Consider the following 19,661-nt stretch of genomic DNA (forward strand, 5'->3'; position numbering starts at 1 on the left):
TAATTGATCCTATTAATGTTAAAAAACATAGAGTTATTTAGTGATAAATTCTTATTATTATAATCGTTATAGGTATCAATTTTCTAATGAAGGACTATTCATTCATTTTTTTAAAAAATTTTTACTAAAATTTTAACACTATATAGAAGTTTCCAAATGAAATTAAAATTAGATATGTCTAATGTGACGTGGGAATAAAGTTCTTTATTACGCAGGAATAACGAAAGGCATCATTTTCTTCTGTAAAAGCAATTGAACACGGTGTTTCTTCGGGGTTTTCAGGCAGATATTTTATTACCTCTAATTCTAATTCAATTGATTTTGTCACACGTAAATACATATCTGTTACCTTTATTTATACTCCATTCTCAATTATTTAATTCAAGATACATCTCTATCACTCTATCTTTCCCCATTTCCGCCAACTCTTTTGACATATAATCACACTTTAGAAGCTTTACTACTTCTTCGGAAAACATTGATCGTACATACTGTGTAACTTCATTTTCGTGGTCGACATGAAAGAAGCTATATGTCTTATCTTCAAAATCCTTCCTAATTTCCTCTATGGTATTAGGCCTTTGCCCTTCCGGCCTTGACCGGCCAAAAATTATGGAGTACCGCAATTGTCCACTAATGGTATGTTCCCAATCAATTGTATCAAATTCTAGTAACATGGTTTTTAGTTTAAATTTACTGGCAAACATCTATGCACATAAAAAATGTCACTAAATGGACTATTGGTTTGAACGGAAAGAGAATATTTACTAGCAAATTTCAAAACGAATTCAGCCAACGACCTATTAAGATTTTTAAACATGAACCACTCATTTCCTTTATCGTAAGCTAGCTTAAAATCCTTTTTAATATCATATGCTAAAGCCTTCAAACCAATTTTTGAATTTGAAGAGGTGACACGCCCGTACAAATTAATTCCCTTTTCCCCCGTGATATTCCCTTGCATATTATCCTTACTTTTTCTCTCATAATAGAAGGTCTCATATTCAGATGGGTGCAAGCCCATTTTCTCACATAGCACCTTTGAGTCTTCTCCAGGCAATTCATAGTTCATATCCCTTATAAAGCTATATATCTGCCCAGGACTAGAGGTACAAAACTCAGATAACTGATTAAGCTCTTTCTCAAGCTCATGTTTCTCCCTGGGAAGTTTTTCAAATAATGCGGCTCTTAAATTCTTCTTCATCCTTCAGTTTCATAATTTTAAAAAGCATAGGAAAGGCCTAACTTTAAGGCCTATTCTCTTGTGTGTGTATTAGTGTGTGAAATTTTTATTCCTAATCCATTCTTTCCTCCTTTCCTTTTTATTTTCATGTTATCGAGCCTTAACTGATACATTCCTTTTACCTTTTTTAGTGCTTCATCAGCTTTGTTTTTAGAAGGGAATTCTTTTTTCAACAGGCTCAATATTTCCTTAGAAAATAATGACTTTACATACTCTGGAATCTCATTTACATGTTTTAAGGAGATTGCATTATATGTACCACCCACTTCTTCAATCTCATTCAACAGGGCATCAACGGTTAGTTTGTGGTCCTTGGGCCTCGATTTCGCAAAAGTAATGGAGTACCTTATTTCACCAGTAATTCTATCCTCCCAATTGATTTTATCAAATTCTAGTATCATGGCTTTAATTGTTTCCTAACGTTTTCTATATATCCTTTCCCTATTGGTTAAGATAATCATAGGCTCATCCCTGTTGCTTTTGATGCAGTTTTCTTAGGCTTTGATGCTGTCAAAAGTTTATTTTGCTCCACTGCTCCCAAGTGTTTAATCCCCTCATCAATCTTCCTAGTTATATCCTTAGCAGTTTCCAACATGCCTTTAATTTTTTCATATTCAGCATAATTCACCTTCTTATGGTCATGTAAGACTAGTCCCCTATCTTTGGTAAAGGAAATAGTTACATTAAAGTGTCCTTTTAATGTTTCCACCCCATTAACTTTCACCTTTTTACCAGCTTTAAGATCCTCAATTTGCTCTTTAGTTAGCTTTACGCCTCCTAGCTCTTCCGGAACCACATATTGTTTAGCTTTTATAGATACCCCCTCCCCTGGTGTGTATTGAACAATATCTCCAGAGATCTTTTCTAATGTTTTCTCCTGTGGCTCTTCCTTTTGAATTTCCTCTTTTGGCTTATCGTTTTTCCTGAGTGATGGTAGGCTCAATTCCCTTAGAAGTTGAATAGCTTTTTCTATTTTGGTCTGTTTGTCCCAAGCATGGAAGACTACACCATTTTCCTCAGACACAGAGATGATACCATTGTATGTTCCTTTAGAAGTTTTTATACCATCTATTCGTGTAGGCTTACCGTCTTGTAAGCTTTCTCTTTGCTTCTCTGTAAGCAATACCCCTCCTATTTCCTTGCCAATAGAAATCTTTTTTAATGGTTTTATAATAGTAGTGTTGGCCTCCTTGTCAAAGCGAATCATTCCGTCCAACAAACCTTTTTTTGTTTTCATCCCCTGAAGCAAAACAGATTCTCCTGCCTTTAACCTTTTCTTCTGGTCCTCAGAAAGGACAATGCCTCCATATTCTTTTCGAATTCTTTCTTTTGCTTTGGTTATAGGAATAATATTAAAAGTAACCTGGCCATCCTTCTCGAACGCTTTGACCTTAGCTTTTTTTCCTTCTTTTTCAACGACCTCAGTTTCCAAGCCTTCGGCCAACCGTTTTTTATTTTCCTCACTAATCTTATAACCTTCAATCTTAGAAGGAATATTTTCAATGTCTATAGTATCCATGCCATTTAGATTTTAATGATTAAGCCGTTTCTTTTTCCTCTTCTTCTACCACCAAAGCATCAATAAGGCTTCTGGCTTCGTGCTTTATTTGTATATAATTCATTTCCAAAATGCCTTCAATCTCATTATCTGAGACATTTTCATTAAAGAATTTAGGCATCATATCATCTGTAACCTCTGGAGTTTTTTCAACTAAAAACTTTGCCCTGAAAAGATTTTTATTTCCTTCGGTTACTTTACCAACGAAGCAACCTAGTTTCTGCCCCATAATATAGCTTGCTGGCACCACCTCTTCCTTTTGTCTGGAGAAAGAAACCGAATCCCCGCTCTGGCTTTCGGAGGTAGAGGTCTTTTGAACGTTTGCCCGTCCAAACATTTTACCTACCTTTTCCGCTGTTTGGGTATCATTTACCATTCCAATAAATTGATTACCCAAATTACTAATAAGGACTTGGGCCTGTTCTCGACCATACATCTTTTCCATTTGTGAGAAATCCTGTACCCCTACAATAGTAGATACTTTATTACTTCTGGCAGTTGCAGGCAGATTATCTAAATTGGGAATAAACAATGTGGGTGCCTCATCTAGACAGAAGATACTCCTTCTCTTTCCCTGTTGGTTCATTTGTTTCATGGCTACGGTGGCCATCAAAGAAATTATTGGCGATACCGTGTCCTGAATAGAAGGATCATTACCCACTGTAACATATTTCGGGCTGTCCGGATTATTTATATCAAAATCGAAATCGTCACCCGAAAGTACCCAAAACAGTTCTGGAGTATCTAATTTTGATACAGGTAGCTGGACGGAAGAAACCACACCTGCCAATTGCTGTTCCGCATTTAACTTCCAGGCATCATATATGGGGAGAATCATTGCTCTCACTTCATCATCAAGTACAAGGACCTCTAAAACCTTTCTAAAATCATAAGTGATGAGAGCCACAACGTGAGGGAGTGTACAATATTGAGGAGCATTTTTCTTTAGCCACCAAGCTACCCCCTCAAAATAGGCGATAGCATTTTGTGCCCAAAAATCCTGCTTTTTTATCCACTCAGGATTCAAGTTCTTCATTACGGCTTGGCTATACTCTTTTAAAAATTGCTTGGTAGCAATATTATCAGGATGCAGGGGATTGCACCTATTAGTTTTTCTCATATCACGAAAATTGACATAGAAAAACTTTGTTCCTCCCTTTCCGTCTAATTCTGCCTTTCTAACGATTTTTGCTAGTGTTGGAAATTTAAAATCATAAACAAAGGCAGCATCTTCATCAAATGCTGATTGCCTAAGGATAGGATTAAAAAAAGTAAATGACTTTCCAGCACCTGCCCCACCTACAACTAATACCCCTTGTTGTGGCCTGGCAACATTTACATATCCTTGCTTTTTTCCCTTATTGTTAATTGGTTTCACCTTCCAATGCCAAACAGCATCCTCTAAAACTTCTTGTTCTATTTCAAGAAGTGGGAGGTCATTTTCCTCTTCGTCTTCATCCAGCCCTAACGCTTCCCTTATAAGCAAACCACCATAAGCGATATTAGCAACTCCTATGATTGATATTATCCCCCAAGGGAAAAGATATATAATAGGAAAACTACCAACTTGGCTAAAAGGGATAGGAACCACACAAAACAAAAGCATGAAAAGGAAAAATAAGCTTCCCTTCAACTTATAGTTGCTCTTTTTTAACTTATGAGCCTTTCTTTTCCGATCCAAAACTGTATAAATAATTATACAGCCGGTAAAACCTAATCGAAAGATCAGACCTTGCCACTTACCCAATTGGGGCATTATACGCTCCTCATAAAATTCAAAGGCCACTTGGAGCTCACTAAATTGTATTTCCGATAAATACAAAATATCGAAAAAGACAAGCAGTAAGCTTACTAATCCAATCATTAGTAAGCTGCCATAATTTCCTTCTGATTGTGATGACATAACAAGAATTTTTTAGTTTGAAGAATAGACTGCATAAACTGTATATCCATCATATACATTTACCGCCTTAGACCTTTTATTTTTCCCACTCTTTATTAAGGAGCCCGCCCCTGTAAGTAGCCCTCCTGTTGCGGTTCTGGCGATCCCATCCACGATAGTTCCTGCATTGGACCTAACTTTACCATCAACTTCCTCTTCAAGATCTTTTAGCTGAGGACTGTAAACCCCAAGACCTCCATCCTGATCATAGATTTCCATTTGAATTGGGGTTACCTTATTTCCAACACTTGCCTGGGTAATGTTAACTACCACTCTGGTGCTTTTAAATTCCGCATTACCATAAAGAAGAGTGTTTCTAGGAAACTGATTTCCCTGAAAAGCAAATTTATCTAAGCATCGAAATGTAACCCTACCCCCATCAATTACCTCCTGATCGTTAAATATCTTACAAACTACTCTTACATTACTACTAGCTTGAAAACTGGATTTATCCATTCGATCTCCTTTTACTTCCTTGTAACCGTAGAATCCATCCCTATTGCTTCTTCTTTTTCTCCTCTTTCTTTTGGGTTCCGGTTCCTTTTTTGGTTTTGCGGCAGGCTTGGAGGCCTTGGTAACATAAACCGTTTTGGTAATAACCTTTGGTTTTTCTTCCGCTTCTGGTTCTGGCTTCTCTTCTGGTATTACTTCTTCTTGAATAATCTCAGGTTCTTTTTCTTCTTGTTCAAAATCATCAAACAGCCCACCTATATCTATAGAACTTACTTTATCCTTATCTCCATATTCTTCCATTATGGCATCATCGTAGGCCTCCTTTTTTGTTTCTGCGACCTCTTCATCTAACATAATATAGCCATCCTCCTGTATTCCAGATGAAGCTTCATCTTTTTTATCATCAAAAAGAAAAACATTCACAAATAAAACAGCACCACCTAGACCTAATAATACAAGGATTACTAATAATCCCATTTTTTTCTTCTCGTCCATATTAATACATCCTTTGGGTTAACTTCAATAATTTCGCTTGCGATAACTTCACATTTGAAGACCTTCCCCCATTCTGCTCCCTTAAATACATTACCAATTGCTCATCTTTGGAGAAGGTAAAAAGGTCATAACCTAATATTATGGTATTAGCACTCCTTGGAGCAACATCTTCACCATTACCCAAAATTTCCGGTACTAGTAGTGCCTCCTGCTCAGCATTTCTTTTTCGCTTATTTTTACTTTCGATGCTCATGGTAATCATATCAATTGGATATCGAATATTGGTGTTATTCACCAGGTTCACCCGAAAGTATATTTTTTCATCGCTGGCCACTATGTTGTCAATTACTACTGAAAGGCTTCCTATCCTTCCTATTTCACATGTTGGCTGCATATTCATGAGCTTTTTTTCTAGCTCACTTACCTCCTTCTCTACTGGAGAAGCAGGTAAGGCAGTACTAGCTACCGTTGGCTTTTGTATAACATTATCCACTACCTGCTTCTTAACGATTGGCTTTTCCCCCTTAAATTCATAGTACTTGTGTGGTTTCTTTGAAAACTCAATCATCCCAATCACAATTAAGGAACCGTCCTTAGTTTCTAAGAAAATAGAACTTGGTTCAAGGTCATATTCGGGATCAAAGTCTTCACTAACCTTGGCAGCTAGCTTTATGGTAGTTTCTCCAGATAGGGAATCATCTACAATGTCATAAAATATGTCTGAAGACCCTATATCGAAGGTCTTTTTCACGCCCCCAGGAACCCGTATAAGAGAAGTTGTATTAATCCCCACTGTAAAGGTTGTGTCACTAATTATCTTTTGAGCCTTTAGGCCACCTAAAAGGGAAAATAGAATAAGGCTTAATAGAATCTTTTTCATCGTCTTTATCGTCTTTTGAGGTCTTTTATTTTTACATCTAAATTATCTATCAATAATCCAAAAGGGTTCTCTCTTCCCCTTCCGGTTTCACTTACTGTACAAGAAAGTCTTAATTGTTTTTTGACGCTTCGGCCCTTACTGTCGGAGAAAATTTGAGTTCCATATGCCCGAACCCTATAGGGGTAAGACTTCATATCTGTCTTGATGGAGTCCAAAAAAGCAACGCAGGTAACATTTGTTTGCTTTAGCTTATCCCTGTACTTCTCTGCAATTCGTTGTTTTCTTAACTCTTTACCTTGACTCCCTATCAATTGTAATGCAGCTTCTTCATTTTGATCATAGGTAAATTGATCAAATGAAAAGAACAACCTGGTAAATGAAGCAATATGGTTTTCAACCTCAAATACTCGATATGGATTACTCTTGCCTTCTGTTGCTGTTGCCTGTCCCGAAAAAGATTTCCCTATAATGTAAATCTGGTCTTTCAGTTTAGCAATAGTTACAAATGCGACGCCGTTTGAAATTATCAACCCTGCAACCAGCGCAAAGCTGATATTTCGTAAAGCATTAATATTATTCCTTTTGTTTTTTAGGTATTCCATTGTAATATTTTTAAGTCATGTCTCCAACAACATCCCCTTTACCATCTCCTTTGTTTTTATTGAAAAGTTTCCAAAGACCTGTTCCACCTGCCTTACTAGCCATCTTTGCTATTGCTGCTGCATATGGAATAGCAACTTGCATGGCTCTATCCACAGATGCACCAAAAGCAGATCCTGTTAAAGTTTTACATATTTCCGGAACTGTTATATAGGCAAAACCAAAAGCCAGGAAGAATATCATAGATATCCAGGAGTTAATATCTGTAGAGCCAAAAAGCTCTGCTTGATACATAGTTAGGTAATCCATTAGGTTAATAATTGCTCTCCACAGATAGATTGCAATAAATGTCTTTAGCCAATCAACTCCTGAACTTTCATAGCCAGGTACCGCACTTAGAACAATAGCAAAGGGTCCAATCAAATAGAATATTGGCAATAGCACCGACCGAATTCCTAACAGCAAAAGTTTTATGATCGATCCAATGCTAAAAGAAAACCAAGCAAAGGTTTCAGCAATCCATTCATTAATTTGACCTTTAAAGTCAAATGTTCCAGCATTTCCATCCACTCCCATTTCAGCCTTTACCTTCCTTCCCGCTTCATCTAACTCTTCTTCAATATAATTATTAGAATCAACCGTACTGAAACCAAGTTCAGAATCAATATTTTCCACATCCACGGCTTCAGTGATCCTCCTTTGAATCAGCTCCTCTCTGATTTTGCCAAGATCATATCTCCACTCAGAAGGTGGTTTATTTTCATATCGAAGGTTAGTAGCCTCAATTGCATAATCTAATATAGAAGTTACAATAGGCATCAATAAGGTGTAACACAATAAAATAATACTTACTGTGCCTAGTCGAAAAATGGTATCCCTCCATGTGCCTTTCTCTTGCATCACCACCCTATAAAAGGTATAGGCAAAAGAAAGTATTCCAATTATTGCCATCAGACCTCTAGCCAACCATGCCAGCTTGTCGGCCCCTTCCACCAGTACACTATTACTTAGTATATCGTCATTTATAGCAGCATCAAGAAATTCCTTGATAACCTCTTTTCCTGTTGGTTTATAATTACTTCCTGGCATATTCTTAAATTTGATCTATTGTGTTAAGTGCTTCAGCTAGTTGCTTATAGCCCCTTGCCCTTCTGTCTTGCTTATCCAGATACCTATTAAGCGCTCCCAAGGTGCTATTAGCCTTATCAATATCTTTCACCAGATTGTCCACCATCTGTAATCTTGTTCCCTGATCGGTCCTCAACTCACTTGATAAGAGAAGTTGATAAATAGTGTTGCTCTGTGAAAGCAAGGAAGATGTCTGATAGAGTAAATTACGCATTGCCCTAATCTGGGACCTACTTAAACCATCTTCCCTATATGAGCTCTTAATTCGTATCCAGGCACGTATTACCCTTTTTTCAGTTTCTATGAGACGTAAAAGGGCCACTACTACTCTTTCATCTTTTTTTATAGTTGAAAGATCCTTTAGTGCTTTTTCAGCTTTGTCGGCTAACTTCCAAAACTTACTATTCCCTTCCAACTGCTGCTTTGCAATAACCACGTCCTCTGCTGCCGATGCTGTTGAAGCAATATCCTTCCCCAATTGCGCTTTTGTAGTTGCTGTAAGGTCAATCAAATAAGGGACTAAAGCTGCTGCATCAAACTGGGCAAAGCACTGCCTCCCACCTAGGGAAAAAGCTAGAAAACTAACTATTAGTATTATCTTTTTCATACTGGATTTTTTATATTCGCTGCAAAATTGTCAATGGCATATTCAAGGTTACCTCCAAACTTATTTTCGGCATCCGCTTGAATAGCGTCTACTTCCTCTTTCTTGGTAGTAAATACCCCTACTGCCTCAGGAGATACCTGCACCCTAAAAATCTTAGTGTAATAGGGAGTCCTTATAAACACTTCCTTATGGGTTTTGGAGGAGTTATCAATGCTGGCCAACTCAGCCACCTCATGATCGGTAAGCCCTAAAATTCTTTGGGCTGATTCTCTTCTGTTTTCATCAGAATGTTCCAATAAGAAAAGGGTCTCTACATTTCGTATTATTGCTTTCCCTATCGGTGAATTCTCCAAGTCTTCTGCTGCTTGAGTGATCACAATAGTTTCTCCGTTATGCTTACGGCAAGTTCTAAACATAAATTCTATAAATTCCCCCATGGCTCCAGTCATACTAGCCCAAGCCTCATCCAATACCATAGTGGTTCTATAACCCTTCCCCTTCATCATCTTTTGAATCACGGTGTTAATAATTACAAGAGTTAATACAGGGTATAATAACTCATGGTCTTTCACTTTCCCCAACTCAAAGACTAGAAAACGCTCGTCATTAAATGTATCTCTCTCCTGTTTATCTGAGAACAGGGAAGCATAAGAACCACCCTTTGTAAATGCTCCAAGAACCAATAGGAAGGACTCAAAATCAAATTTTGGACTGAATTTGGAAGAATTTGATTTTACATAATCGTAGAATCTGTGGAAGGTTCCCACTTCAGAAACTGCTTTCTCTGAATAATAAGCTTCAATTAGTTGATTTATTACCACAGATTGCTCATTATTTAGTTTCTTATCACTTCCAAGCCAAAGAATTGACAAAAGAGTCCTGATATAAGTTTTGTTGTCCTCTGTCAATTCTTCAAAACCAAATGGATTAATAGAGTCAAGTTGATTGATGTCGAATTCCCGATATTCTCCGCCTTGGATATGACACAAACGTTTATAGCTATTTCCAATATCTAGAATTATACAATGGTGCCCCGTGTGATAATAATTATATAGAATATGGTTATTCAGAAAAGACTTTCCTCCCCCTGATCCCCCAACTACCAGCCGGTTTTTATTATTTAACCTATCTGACCACAGATTTAATAAATTGGGAAGACCTCTTCTATCGCAAAGAGTAAGCCCTAGCTTGTCCGTTCGGTAATGCCCCTCACTAGCCAAAAAGGTAGCAGCGTTTTGCAATGGAAGTGAACGCATACGGTAACAATCTGATGCCGCCCCTGGGCATAGGGAGAAAAGTAATCCAAAAGCATCAGAGCGAGATTCTTGAAATGGAATAGCGTTTTCTACCATTCTAAAGGCAGATTCACAAACTGAAAGATTTTTATCTAATTGTGCTTTAGAATCAGCCCACACCTGCATTCCGACATAATATCGCACTAACCCCATTCCATGGTTTTCTACCTCATCCATTTGCACTTTCATTTTTTTGGTCGTAGTCAAATTATCCTTCGAGGCAGCCATTAGTTGAAGTCTCCTATTGCCTTTTATCCTTTTCATTTCATCTTCCTGGTCAGGCACGTAAAAGAGTTGATGCAAAACATGAGGCACAGCCAGCCCAATAGAGAGCGGGAATAGAGAGCTCACAGACAATTCATCAGAGCGCACCATAAAAGGAGAGGATAGTAGCGTTCTTCCCTCAGCTTTTCTTGAACTGTATGCAGTCTCCCCTTCTTCAATAAGGCTTATAAATGCTGTATTCTTTCTTCCTACCTTCAAATAATCCTCAATCAGTTCAATTGCTGGAAGGGATTTCGACTTTTCATTCCAATCTCCAGTAAAGTATTTTTTAAGCAATGTAATTACCTCATCCTCGCTGCACTTTTCAAGCTTAAAAAGGCCAGAACCATTCATAATAGCCTCAAGCTTTAAAACAGCATCTAGTAATCTATTCAAATACTTTTGATAGTTCTTATATCCGTTTTTAAATGATTTAAAGAAACTTGAAGATGCAGGGTGATTTTCTTTCTCTTGAACAGAATATGATAGCATTATATAGCACTCATGGCCGTAAAATTGCATACCATAGAAGTGATCCTCCATGGAACGATCTATATAATTTAGGTCCTCCCCTCCCCTATCGGTTAGCCCATATTTATTGGGGATAATACTATCCAACTTATGCAGGGTAATTCCCTTTGGTAGAGCTGAGAGAATGGATAGCCACAAAGGGTATACCTTTTGATCTAGGTCTGTATTTGACAGTGTAAACACTTCTGGCAATGACAAACGAAAAAATCCGGTAACGTCCCCACCCTTTGAAACGGAGAATGCTACACCATTCACAGATTCGACTGCATCAATTGGAATATAATCTTTAAGATTTGCTGTTCTCATTTTTTAGCTTAAAATTTTCCTTTGTCCAAAAATTCTCCTCATAGATCATTACATCCTTCCCTTTAATTTTTTCCAACACAAAAGAGTTAATTTGATAAGGTACCTTTGAGTTCCTTTTTAGCATATCAATTATTATGGGTAGAGCTACGAACAATGATATTCCACTACCCACTCCCCAATGCACTTGAAAAATAAATTTTGCTATTAAGGAGAATCCCATAGCCAAAACACCTACAAAAGGAGAAAGAAAAATGAATCCTTTAAGGTGAAGGCCACCAGCCAATTCTGGCTGATGGTTTAGTAATTTAGGATTGTTAATCTCCATCTTTTAGAATTCAATAAAACTTCTAATAATTGTATCTCCCAAAAACCAGATTACCAGAGATGTACAGGTTTGCAGAAGAGATTTCTTTGCTTCTCTCTCTTCATGATTATTGTACTTAATAAATACCTGAACAAGACCATAAAGGGCATAAACACCACAAACAACCCCCAACAACATTCTTAAATTATCATAAAGCCCTGACATCCTGCTTTCCATCTCCCCAAAATCTTGGGCCCAGGTATTTGAAATGGTCAACATTAATAAACCTATAGTTGCAAAAATCTTCTTGTTAGTTGATTTTGATAGATTTTTCATAAGTATTAAATATTTAGTTGTGTGTTAAAAAATTTCCTCCATTGACATTTCATCGTCCTCAAATAACTGCTCGGCAATTTCATTTTGTGCTTCCTTCTCAACCCCATCTCTTAGGGACAATTCTTTAAATTCTTTTTCAATCTGCTGTATTACCCCTTTTAGGGTACTTAGTTCTTCTTCCAGCTTTTCCTTTTCATGAAGGAGCTGTGATTCTTTATCGGTTGCCTCTCCTTTTTTTCGAATTATTTCAGAAATAACCTGCTGTTGCTTTTGAAACCTGGCCTCCATATCCCTTCCCCTATCCTTTACATTACTTTCCGTATAGCTAACTTTAGGTGTACTATGAGGAGTATTATTAGTGACTTTCTTAGCCTCACTATTTTCCTGGCTCCTTGCTTTTTTTCCCTTAAGGGTGCCTGGCAAAAGCAAATAAACAGCAGCCAAAGAAAGGACAGCGAAATAGACGATATATAACCAGTAGTTTCCCATTATTTACTTTTTGCTGAAATCAAATTGAACCTTTTTAGTGCCTTTATTCAGTACCAGTGGGGCCTTAAATTCATTTCCTGTCTTTTTCGAAATAAATCCAGAGATCGGCCTTGTCTTCCCCTTTGTTATAAGGTCCCGAATAACCGATTCTGAAAGCTTCTTTCCTGATACCTCTTTCCAAATCACAACCCCACACTCACATGAAATTCCCTTTGGCCCATCTCTCATTTCCTTCTTGCAACAAGGGCAACTAATCTTATCTTCTTTTACCTGGATTTGGCCTCCCACTTCTTTTAGCTGGGCAGTTAGATTATTTGTAGCCTTCTTTACTTCACTTAGGAACTGGTTATAAGGCATCTCCCCTGCCTCTACCTCCTTTAGATTTGTTTCCCACTTAGCCGTCATGATAGGGGAAGCTATATCTAACTTCTCCAGTTTTCTAAATACAGTAATGCCTAACTCTGTAGGCATAAGCGTTTTCTTTTCCCTTTTCACATAGACCCTTTTTATAAGGATTTCAATTATTCCCGCTCTGGTTGCTGGTGTTCCAATACCTGCCCCTTTTATGCTCTTGGCAAGCTCTTTCTCCTCAATTTCCTTCCCTGCTGTTTCCATCTCTTTAAGCAAGGAACTTTCCGAATGCAAAGGTTTTGGTTTTGTTTGCTTTTGCTCAGAAGCAGCTTTTACAACCTTCCTCTCATCACCCTTATCCAGCACTGGCAACTCCTGCTCTTTCTCCTTTTTTGAAGATTTTAACACCTCTCTCCATCCCTGTTGCTTTATTACTGTTCCCTTTGCCACGAAGCAATGTCCAACAATATCAAATTCATATTTGGTGGTTTGCTTAATGCACTCTGGTAGAAATGTAGCATAGAACCTATCTACAATAAGGCTGTATACTTTGCCTAATGCGTCTGAAAGTCCTTCAGCCTTAGTACCTGTTGGAATGATTGCATGGTGATCAGTAACTTTCTTATCATTGAAAACCTTATTGCCTGAAATGGTAATATTATGTTTAACCTGATAAATATTAAGCCCTGGAAGAATTTCACCCACCATTCCTATCATATCATTAGACAGATAACAACTATCTGTACGAGGGTAGGTAACCACTTTATGCTTTTCATACAGCTCTTGCGTATAGGAAAGGGTTTCTTGTGCAGAAAATCCGTATTTCTGATTGGCTGCACGCTGTAGGGTGGTAAGGTCGTAAGGCAATGGAGACTTCTCTTTAATCTCTTTTACCTCTTTCTCCTTACAAGTGGCCACTTTCCCATTAACCAAATTGGCCAGCTCTTCTGCTTCTTGCTTTACCTTAAATTGCCCTGAGTGAGCAGCAATTATATCACCTTCCAACACAGCACCTACCTTATAATATTTTTCAGGTTTAAAGTTGACAAACTGATGATGACGATTGACGATAAAACCAAGAACAGGAGTTTGCACCCTTCCTACGCTTAAGGCTTTTTTACTTCCTGAAGTTAAAGTAAGGCTCCTTGTTGCATTCATCCCTATTAGCCAATCTGCCTCACTTCTAGCCTTTGCAGAGTAATACAAATTATCGTATTCATTTCCCTGGCTTAAATTGTCAAAGCCTCCCTTTATTGCCTGATCGGTAAGAGATGATATCCATAGCCTTTTAAAAGGCTTTCGACATCCGGATAAAGTATAGATATAGCGAAAAATCAACTCTCCCTCCCTTCCTGCATCCGTAGCACAAATGATCTCATCCGCTTTACCAAAAAGCTCCTTTACTACCTTAAACTGGCTACTTCCCTCCTTATTTACCTGTAATTTAAATTGTTCAGGAATCATGGGAAGGTCTTCGAGTACCCACTTTTCAAATCCATAAGCGGCAGGAGCCTGAAGCGTAACCAGATGGCCAAAAGCCCAGGTCACGGCGTAACCATTACCTTCTAAGAAGCCATTCTTTTTGTTATTTGCTCCCAATATCTTTGCAATATCACGGGCAACACTGGGTTTTTCAGCCAAAACACACAACATAGTCCTTTTTGTTTTTAGTGGTTAATACTTTTTTTTTGTTCTCAAGCACCTGGTTCCAATCCTTTGCGTTGTGAGGAATATCCAATTCCACATTAGCAACTTTCTTCTCGATTAATTTTTCACACATATATCTTAGCATGTGCTGAGTAGCTGGAAATGATACTAAGCTATCTTCACCCTGCTTTTTTCTACAGATATAGTATTTTTTGTCCTTAGCTATTTTCTTACCAAGCGCATTTTTTATTTGATTATTTTTAGAAATGAATTCCTCACTTAATCCACTTACCACTTGTTCAGGCATAAGCATTTTTACCCTATCTTTCCCTATGGTTGTCGGCCAACCCTTACACCCATTAATTACCTTAAGAGCCATGCCATAACCTGCTATATCATTGTCGGAGGCCATGATAATTTTTGCTCCTGACTGCTTTTGCTCCTCCTTAAGCCTTTCAATATGCTTGCTTGTAATACTTCCATGGGTCGCCTTATACCAGGCTCCAGTTGGATTTTTTAATTCATGGTAGGATAAATGATCAATAGGGCTCTCCCCTACTATAATGTTTTTTACTACTTTGGGCTTATTGGATTCCCACATACAATGTTCCCTATCGGAGCCACTAGCAAGCCTTTTTCCTTCTGCCTTCGAAACCCTAAAATCGAGTCCTCCAACCTCTCCCTTACTGTCAAAAAGTGGGAATGTTATATTCGTCTGATTTTTATATTTTGTATTTAATATCTTTCCCCTGAAGGTTTCATCTTCAAGGGTATCTTGGGTGATTTTTCTATCCTTTAGAACCTGAAAGTCTTTCCCATCTTGAAGATTATAGCGACTGATTTTAAACTCTTTCTTTTGGGGCTTAAAAACTTCAATTTCAACTGCCCCAGGATTAAAAGAGTTTAATACCGTTTCCACTTGAAACATTTCCTTTTGCTTAATGTAAGCAGGAATTTCAATGCTAGTATTAAAGCTATCCAACCTTTTTTTTACAAAGCTGATAACATCTCCTTTGTCGGTATCGTCACCAGGATTAAAGTATGTATATACAGCATCATTTTTGCGAGATACCACTAGCCTTTCATGTTCATTGCGTATTACAACGTGCTTTCCTGAAGATTTCTTCTTATCCACAGCGTAGCCTATGCTAGCAGCGAGGTCCACAATACTGATTTCTCTTTTATAAGTCTCGAAGGAATTCATAAGTAAAAAATTTTTGGTTTACTATCTTCGTCTTCGTCTTCTATTCTTTCTCTGATTTACCTTATATTTAAACCTTTTTCTATTCACACCATTTGACAAAAACCTCAGGGCCACATATGCCTCCAATTGCCTATTTAGCTCACCATGCCCCGTCCATAAAAAGCGTTGACCTGCTCCAATTGCTAGGGCAATCCTTGCTGAGGTATAACTTTCTAATTCTGCTCCTAGCGCTCCGCCAAAGCTGCCTATAGTCTTGGGTTTAAGTTCTTCTAAGGGAGTCAAGTTCACCACTTTTTGATAGGGTATTACTAGAGGAGCACCATAAACATTCAAATAGGCAGTCTTGAAATTATAGACAGTATAGTAATTGTTTATCCGAATGCTTGCACGGTGAATTTGGGTGTTAGACTCGGAATGTCTAAGAAATGAATATTCTACGGCAGGCTCCAGAGCATAGAAGGAAGTAAGAAAGGTCCTATAACCAAATGATCCCCCTGCTCCATTAGGCATATAATACCCCGTGGCACCAAAACCTTTAAGGCCTTGGAGTCTAACTTGGGCATTGCTAATAGAACAAACAAAAATTAAAAGCGAAAAACCTAATATAAACTTCTTCATCTTACTTTACACTTATAAATTCTGAATACATTGCTGAAGGTGTTCCCTCGTTGTCCTCTACAATAAGCCCTACATTATAATCCCCCACTTCACTAAATTTAAAGTTGATATCTGGAGAATAGGCTTCGATTGTTTGTCCAGCTATAAGGAAAGTATACTTCATTACTTTTCCTCCAAATCGCTCATCTCCATCATAGCTATTAGAGGCATCGAACTTATATAATAGATGATTCAATTTTTCGCTTTCAAAGCTTGCGGTAGGACCAACATTACCAAAAACAATTAAATTAAGCTCTAACTGATCCATTTCCCCGAAAGCATCTTCAGCCTGCAACACGATGTTGTGTTGCCCCTCTATATATGGGTGATAGAATAGTGTTCTTTGCTCTCCTGGAATAAGTTCTAATTCTTGGTCTATGACTTGGTTTCCTTCCACTAAGAACCCTGATTGATATACCAGGTCCCGAAGCCTTACTGAGTTTAGGTTTCCCGAGAAGTCTTCAACCGTAATGGTAAATTGAAATCCCTGCTGAATTTTTACAGAATCGCTTAGTTGCTTAACTAACTGAAATTCTTCAACAAGTTCACTATCCCCTTCTTCCTCCTGCTGTTCAGAAGAATTCTCTTCTGAATCAATAACATCCATGTCTGTTACTAGAAAGATTTCAGGCTTTTGATTCATTCTCTCTATATACTCATCAGAATTGTCGCATGAAGCCAACAAGGCAAGCGTAAAAATTGGTAATAGATAATAACGTTTCATTTGTTCAAGATTGAAAGTGGTTTTGGGTGAGCCTAAGCCCACCCAGTTTTTTAATTCATTACTTTTATGACATCGACTGTTCCTTGGATCGCACCCACCGGCAGTTTCTCAACCATAATGATCAAAAATCCTGTAGGGAATCCTTCGGTATCAATGCCTACCTCATTTTCCCCCATAGAGAGGGAAACCCTTTCCTCCTTCAGCCTTTCATTGAATATGGTATATACCCTTATAATTGCCTCCCTGTCCACTGTTGTTGGAATACTCAATGTCAGATTCCTGGACGAGGAAATAGGATTTGGATATGCGGAAGTTTTCATCGCACTTTCGTCAAACCCTTCGGTATTGTCGGCATAGGATATGTTGTCCTCCGGATCTAGAGTTACTGTGAATTTCTTCTCAGTATCATTTACGCTGACTTCTTCCTTTACAACATTAACACAGCCATTGGACTCCACGGTAAGGCTAACTTCAAAATCTGAAGTAGGAGAATTATAGGTAATAAATGGGTCCTTCTCCGTTGACGTAATACCATTGCCAAAATCCCAGAAATAGGAATCAGCTTCAATATCGGTTCTAAACTGAACGATATCACCAGCCACTATGCTAGAAGGTAGATTTATGCCTCCCTCCGGAGTGTAAGAGGAAACAGTAAGAGAACTATTTTCTGATTCACAGCCAATTCTATTGTATGCGATTACATGATATTGCTTTGCCTCTGAAACAATTGAAACTTGTGTGGATCTTCCCTCTCCTATTTCATTACCTCTTTCATCAAACCATTTATAGGTGTATTGGGAGTTATAATTTTGCATGGTCAAAGTGACTTGCTCACCTAAACAAGAAGTAATATCCTCAACATCTGGTTTTTCGGCCACATCCAAAATTTCGATACCCGCGCTTAGGCTTGTAATGCAACCATTAACAGTAACATAAGTGTATGTTAGGCTATGGCTTCCAATTCCTGCTTCAGTTGTCTCTAATTGCTTATTAGAAACCCCATCTCCTGACCATTCACCACCTGTAAATCCAGCACTTTCAAATTGAGTCAAGTCGATTATATTATCAGAAATACACACTTCCCCTAAAGGTTCAATTGTTAAATTTGGCAATTGGTACAATTCAATTGTAACTGTTTTTGTTGTTACACAACCGTTATTATTTGTAACTGTATAGGAAATGTCCACCTCTGTTGTGCCTTGCGAAACCAAAGTAGGTTTAAAGGTAGTTCCGATCACTCCATTCCCATCAAACTTTCCATCCTGAACGTCAACCAAACCTCTTAGGTCTATTCCATTTTCGTCATTAGCACATATCGAAGTTCCGCTAAATGTGAAATCCGGAAGCGGATGAACAGTTGCCATGACTTCAGTCAAGGTAGAAGAAGCACAACCCGCAGCACTTACCGCAGCAACAGCATAATTTGTCGTTTGACTAATATTAACTGTTAATTGGGAATTAACCTCACCTAGAATTTCTATGTAATTACCTCCTTCAACTCTAAACCACTGATAAGAATCAGCATTACTACTACTTACAGCAAGCATTACATCACCTGGACCACAAATGGAAAAATCCTCATCATCACCCAAAGCCACCGGTGCAAATGGTTCAAAGTTCACCAATATATCTCCTGTTGTGCTTGTAATACAACCCTCATCAGTAACATAGGTATAGGTTAATGTATGGATTCCGGAATTTGCCTGTCTTGGATCAATCTGGTTTGTCCCTGGGGTTATCCCTAAGCCAGACCATTCTCCATCTGGGTTACCACCTTCAAATTGAGTAAGATCAACTAACCCACCATTGAAACAAACTTCACCCAGATTATCAATAATAAGATTTGGAACTTGATAGAAGTTAATAGTAACCGTTTTTTCGGTAGTACAGCCCGTATTATTATCCTTTAATGAATAAGTGACATCTGTACTTGTTACACCTTCGCCTAACAACGAAGGAACTAACCTGTAACCAGCTAACACGGCCTCACCCTGGAAGTCACCGCCCTGTACATCTACCAGGCTCCTTAAATCGAACTCTGTATCTGATTTACAAAGCGTTGTAGTTGCGAGGTTAAAGTCTGGTAAATCCGTAGCGCTAATTTGAATATCGGTAATAGATGAAGATCCACAACCATCTGCCGAAACTGACTGAACACCAATTATAACGCTATTCTCTTGTATATCCACTGTTTCCGTAGCTGTACTAAGTCCTGGCAGCAGTTCATAATCAGCACCATTTTTCTTATACCACCGATAACTTGCCGCTTTTCCATCCGGAGAGGTAACAGAAATCTCAATTTCACCAAATCCACATCTAAAATATTGTGGTAAGGTAGAAAGCGGTTGGGCTGGAGGGTCCATAATAAATACTGTAGCGGTGGCAGTATTTTCACAGCTATTACCATCGGTAAATAAATAAGTCAAGGTATAGCTTTGACCAGTGGTAAGGGACTGAGGATCAAACTCATTGTTTCCATTAGTGCCTGGACCTGACCATTCACCGCCTGTAGTTTCCCCCTCAAATTGGGTCAGGTCTAACAAATCACCATCCGCACACTGATCTGGAATAGCTGAGAGGCTAATTACTGGTAAAGGATTCACTGTTCCTGTTACTTCTGTTCTATCTGAACTAACACAACCAGACG

The 19,661-nt window shown here is 38.2% G+C and carries 19 protein-coding genes; all 19 read right to left on the reverse strand.

The features are described from left to right. Nucleotides 1–368: 368 nt before the first annotated feature. Entirely contained in the window at nt 369–677 is a 309-nt protein-coding gene (locus E1171_RS21045; RefSeq protein WP_155208044.1) for a hypothetical protein, read from the reverse strand. Nucleotides 678–682: 5 nt separating this feature from the next. Further along, nucleotides 683–1,204 (reverse strand): hypothetical protein, encoded by a 522-nt coding sequence (locus tag E1171_RS21050; protein WP_155208045.1) that lies wholly within the window; start codon nt 1,202–1,204, stop codon nt 683–685. Between the two features lie 50 nt (nt 1,205–1,254). Further along, nucleotides 1,255–1,644: a hypothetical protein gene (locus E1171_RS21055; protein ID WP_155208046.1), complete on the reverse strand. Its 390-nt coding sequence runs from the start codon at nt 1,642–1,644 to the stop codon at nt 1,255–1,257. Nucleotides 1,645–1,700: 56 nt separating this feature from the next. Further along, a complete protein-coding gene (locus tag E1171_RS21060) occupies nt 1,701–2,762 on the reverse strand; it encodes a DUF3945 domain-containing protein (protein WP_155208047.1) in 1,062 nt (353 codons plus the stop codon). A gap of 19 nt (nt 2,763–2,781) precedes the next feature. After that, the gene (locus E1171_RS21065; protein WP_155208048.1) at nt 2,782–4,704 is read right to left on the reverse strand and encodes a type IV secretory system conjugative DNA transfer family protein; all 1,923 of its coding nucleotides are present in this window, start codon (nt 4,702–4,704) and stop codon (nt 2,782–2,784) included. Nucleotides 4,705–4,716: 12 nt separating this feature from the next. Further along, a complete protein-coding gene (gene traM / locus E1171_RS21070; RefSeq protein WP_155208049.1) occupies nt 4,717–5,691 on the reverse strand; it encodes a conjugative transposon protein TraM in 975 nt (324 codons plus the stop codon). Between the two features lies 1 nt (nt 5,692). Continuing rightward, the gene (locus tag E1171_RS21075) at nt 5,693–6,571 is read right to left on the reverse strand and encodes a DUF4138 domain-containing protein (protein ID WP_155208050.1); all 879 of its coding nucleotides are present in this window, start codon (nt 6,569–6,571) and stop codon (nt 5,693–5,695) included. Nucleotides 6,572–6,576: 5 nt separating this feature from the next. After that, entirely contained in the window at nt 6,577–7,173 is a 597-nt protein-coding gene (locus tag E1171_RS21080) for a hypothetical protein (RefSeq protein ID WP_155208051.1), read from the reverse strand. A 10-nt stretch (nt 7,174–7,183) separates the two neighbouring features. Continuing rightward, nucleotides 7,184–8,260 carry a hypothetical protein gene (locus E1171_RS21085; protein WP_155208052.1) on the reverse strand — a complete coding sequence of 359 codons (1,077 nt, stop codon included), beginning with the start codon at nt 8,258–8,260 and terminating at the stop codon, nt 7,184–7,186. Between the two features lie 4 nt (nt 8,261–8,264). Continuing rightward, nucleotides 8,265–8,906, reverse strand: a complete 642-nt coding sequence (locus tag E1171_RS21090; RefSeq protein WP_155208053.1) for a hypothetical protein — start codon at nt 8,904–8,906, stop codon at nt 8,265–8,267. Further along, nucleotides 8,903–11,302 (reverse strand): TraG family conjugative transposon ATPase, encoded by a 2,400-nt coding sequence (locus E1171_RS21095; protein WP_155208054.1) that lies wholly within the window; start codon nt 11,300–11,302, stop codon nt 8,903–8,905. Before E1171_RS21095 ends, E1171_RS21090 begins: the two co-directional genes overlap by 4 nt. Then, on the reverse strand, nt 11,283–11,627 hold the full coding sequence (locus E1171_RS21100) for a hypothetical protein (RefSeq protein WP_155208055.1): 345 nt from the start codon (nt 11,625–11,627) through the stop codon (nt 11,283–11,285). Before E1171_RS21100 ends, E1171_RS21095 begins: the two co-directional genes overlap by 20 nt. Before the next feature lie 3 nt (nt 11,628–11,630). Then, on the reverse strand, nt 11,631–11,942 hold the full coding sequence (locus E1171_RS21105; RefSeq protein WP_155208056.1) for a DUF4134 family protein: 312 nt from the start codon (nt 11,940–11,942) through the stop codon (nt 11,631–11,633). Between the two features lie 24 nt (nt 11,943–11,966). After that, nucleotides 11,967–12,431, reverse strand: coding sequence for a hypothetical protein (locus tag E1171_RS21110; RefSeq protein ID WP_155208057.1), 465 nt, complete (start codon nt 12,429–12,431; stop codon nt 11,967–11,969). A 3-nt stretch (nt 12,432–12,434) separates the two neighbouring features. Further along, nucleotides 12,435–14,435: a type IA DNA topoisomerase gene (locus E1171_RS21115; protein WP_155208058.1), complete on the reverse strand. Its 2,001-nt coding sequence runs from the start codon at nt 14,433–14,435 to the stop codon at nt 12,435–12,437. Then, nucleotides 14,416–15,633 carry a toprim domain-containing protein gene (locus E1171_RS21120; RefSeq protein WP_155208059.1) on the reverse strand — a complete coding sequence of 406 codons (1,218 nt, stop codon included), beginning with the start codon at nt 15,631–15,633 and terminating at the stop codon, nt 14,416–14,418. Before E1171_RS21120 ends, E1171_RS21115 begins: the two co-directional genes overlap by 20 nt. A 21-nt stretch (nt 15,634–15,654) precedes the next feature. Then, a complete protein-coding gene (locus E1171_RS21125; protein WP_155208060.1) occupies nt 15,655–16,251 on the reverse strand; it encodes a hypothetical protein in 597 nt (198 codons plus the stop codon). 1 nt (nt 16,252) lies between these two features. After that, nucleotides 16,253–17,014 (reverse strand): hypothetical protein, encoded by a 762-nt coding sequence (locus tag E1171_RS21130; RefSeq protein ID WP_155208061.1) that lies wholly within the window; start codon nt 17,012–17,014, stop codon nt 16,253–16,255. Between the two features lie 50 nt (nt 17,015–17,064). Further along, nucleotides 17,065–19,661: PKD domain-containing protein (locus E1171_RS23965; protein WP_187696575.1), on the reverse strand; the 2,597-nt coding region annotated here is incomplete at its 5' end.

The organism is Xanthovirga aplysinae, assembly GCF_009711365.1.
In the GTDB taxonomy this organism is placed as follows: domain Bacteria; phylum Bacteroidota; class Bacteroidia; order Cytophagales; family Cyclobacteriaceae; genus Xanthovirga; species Xanthovirga aplysinae.

Excerpts from the sequence above, each read along its gene's own strand:
- E1171_RS21045 (WP_155208044.1), bottom strand. The coding sequence starts at position 677 with ATGTTACTAGAATTTGATACAATTGATTGGGAACATACCATTAGTGGA.
- E1171_RS21050 (WP_155208045.1), bottom strand. The coding sequence starts at position 1,204 with ATGAAGAAGAATTTAAGAGCCGCATTATTTGAAAAACTTCCCAGGGAG.
- E1171_RS21055 (WP_155208046.1), bottom strand. The coding sequence starts at position 1,644 with ATGATACTAGAATTTGATAAAATCAATTGGGAGGATAGAATTACTGGT.
- E1171_RS21060 (WP_155208047.1), bottom strand. The coding sequence starts at position 2,762 with ATGGATACTATAGACATTGAAAATATTCCTTCTAAGATTGAAGGTTAT.
- E1171_RS21065 (WP_155208048.1), bottom strand. The coding sequence starts at position 4,704 with ATGTCATCACAATCAGAAGGAAATTATGGCAGCTTACTAATGATTGGA.
- traM (WP_155208049.1), bottom strand. The coding sequence starts at position 5,691 with ATGGACGAGAAGAAAAAAATGGGATTATTAGTAATCCTTGTATTATTA.
- E1171_RS21075 (WP_155208050.1), bottom strand. The coding sequence starts at position 6,571 with ATGAAAAAGATTCTATTAAGCCTTATTCTATTTTCCCTTTTAGGTGGC.
- E1171_RS21080 (WP_155208051.1), bottom strand. The coding sequence starts at position 7,173 with ATGGAATACCTAAAAAACAAAAGGAATAATATTAATGCTTTACGAAAT.
- E1171_RS21085 (WP_155208052.1), bottom strand. The coding sequence starts at position 8,260 with ATGCCAGGAAGTAATTATAAACCAACAGGAAAAGAGGTTATCAAGGAA.
- E1171_RS21090 (WP_155208053.1), bottom strand. The coding sequence starts at position 8,906 with ATGAAAAAGATAATACTAATAGTTAGTTTTCTAGCTTTTTCCCTAGGT.
- E1171_RS21095 (WP_155208054.1), bottom strand. The coding sequence starts at position 11,302 with ATGAGAACAGCAAATCTTAAAGATTATATTCCAATTGATGCAGTCGAA.
- E1171_RS21100 (WP_155208055.1), bottom strand. The coding sequence starts at position 11,627 with ATGGAGATTAACAATCCTAAATTACTAAACCATCAGCCAGAATTGGCT.
- E1171_RS21105 (WP_155208056.1), bottom strand. The coding sequence starts at position 11,942 with ATGAAAAATCTATCAAAATCAACTAACAAGAAGATTTTTGCAACTATA.
- E1171_RS21110 (WP_155208057.1), bottom strand. The coding sequence starts at position 12,431 with ATGGGAAACTACTGGTTATATATCGTCTATTTCGCTGTCCTTTCTTTG.
- E1171_RS21115 (WP_155208058.1), bottom strand. The coding sequence starts at position 14,435 with ATGTTGTGTGTTTTGGCTGAAAAACCCAGTGTTGCCCGTGATATTGCA.
- E1171_RS21120 (WP_155208059.1), bottom strand. The coding sequence starts at position 15,633 with ATGAATTCCTTCGAGACTTATAAAAGAGAAATCAGTATTGTGGACCTC.
- E1171_RS21125 (WP_155208060.1), bottom strand. The coding sequence starts at position 16,251 with ATGAAGAAGTTTATATTAGGTTTTTCGCTTTTAATTTTTGTTTGTTCT.
- E1171_RS21130 (WP_155208061.1), bottom strand. The coding sequence starts at position 17,014 with ATGAAACGTTATTATCTATTACCAATTTTTACGCTTGCCTTGTTGGCT.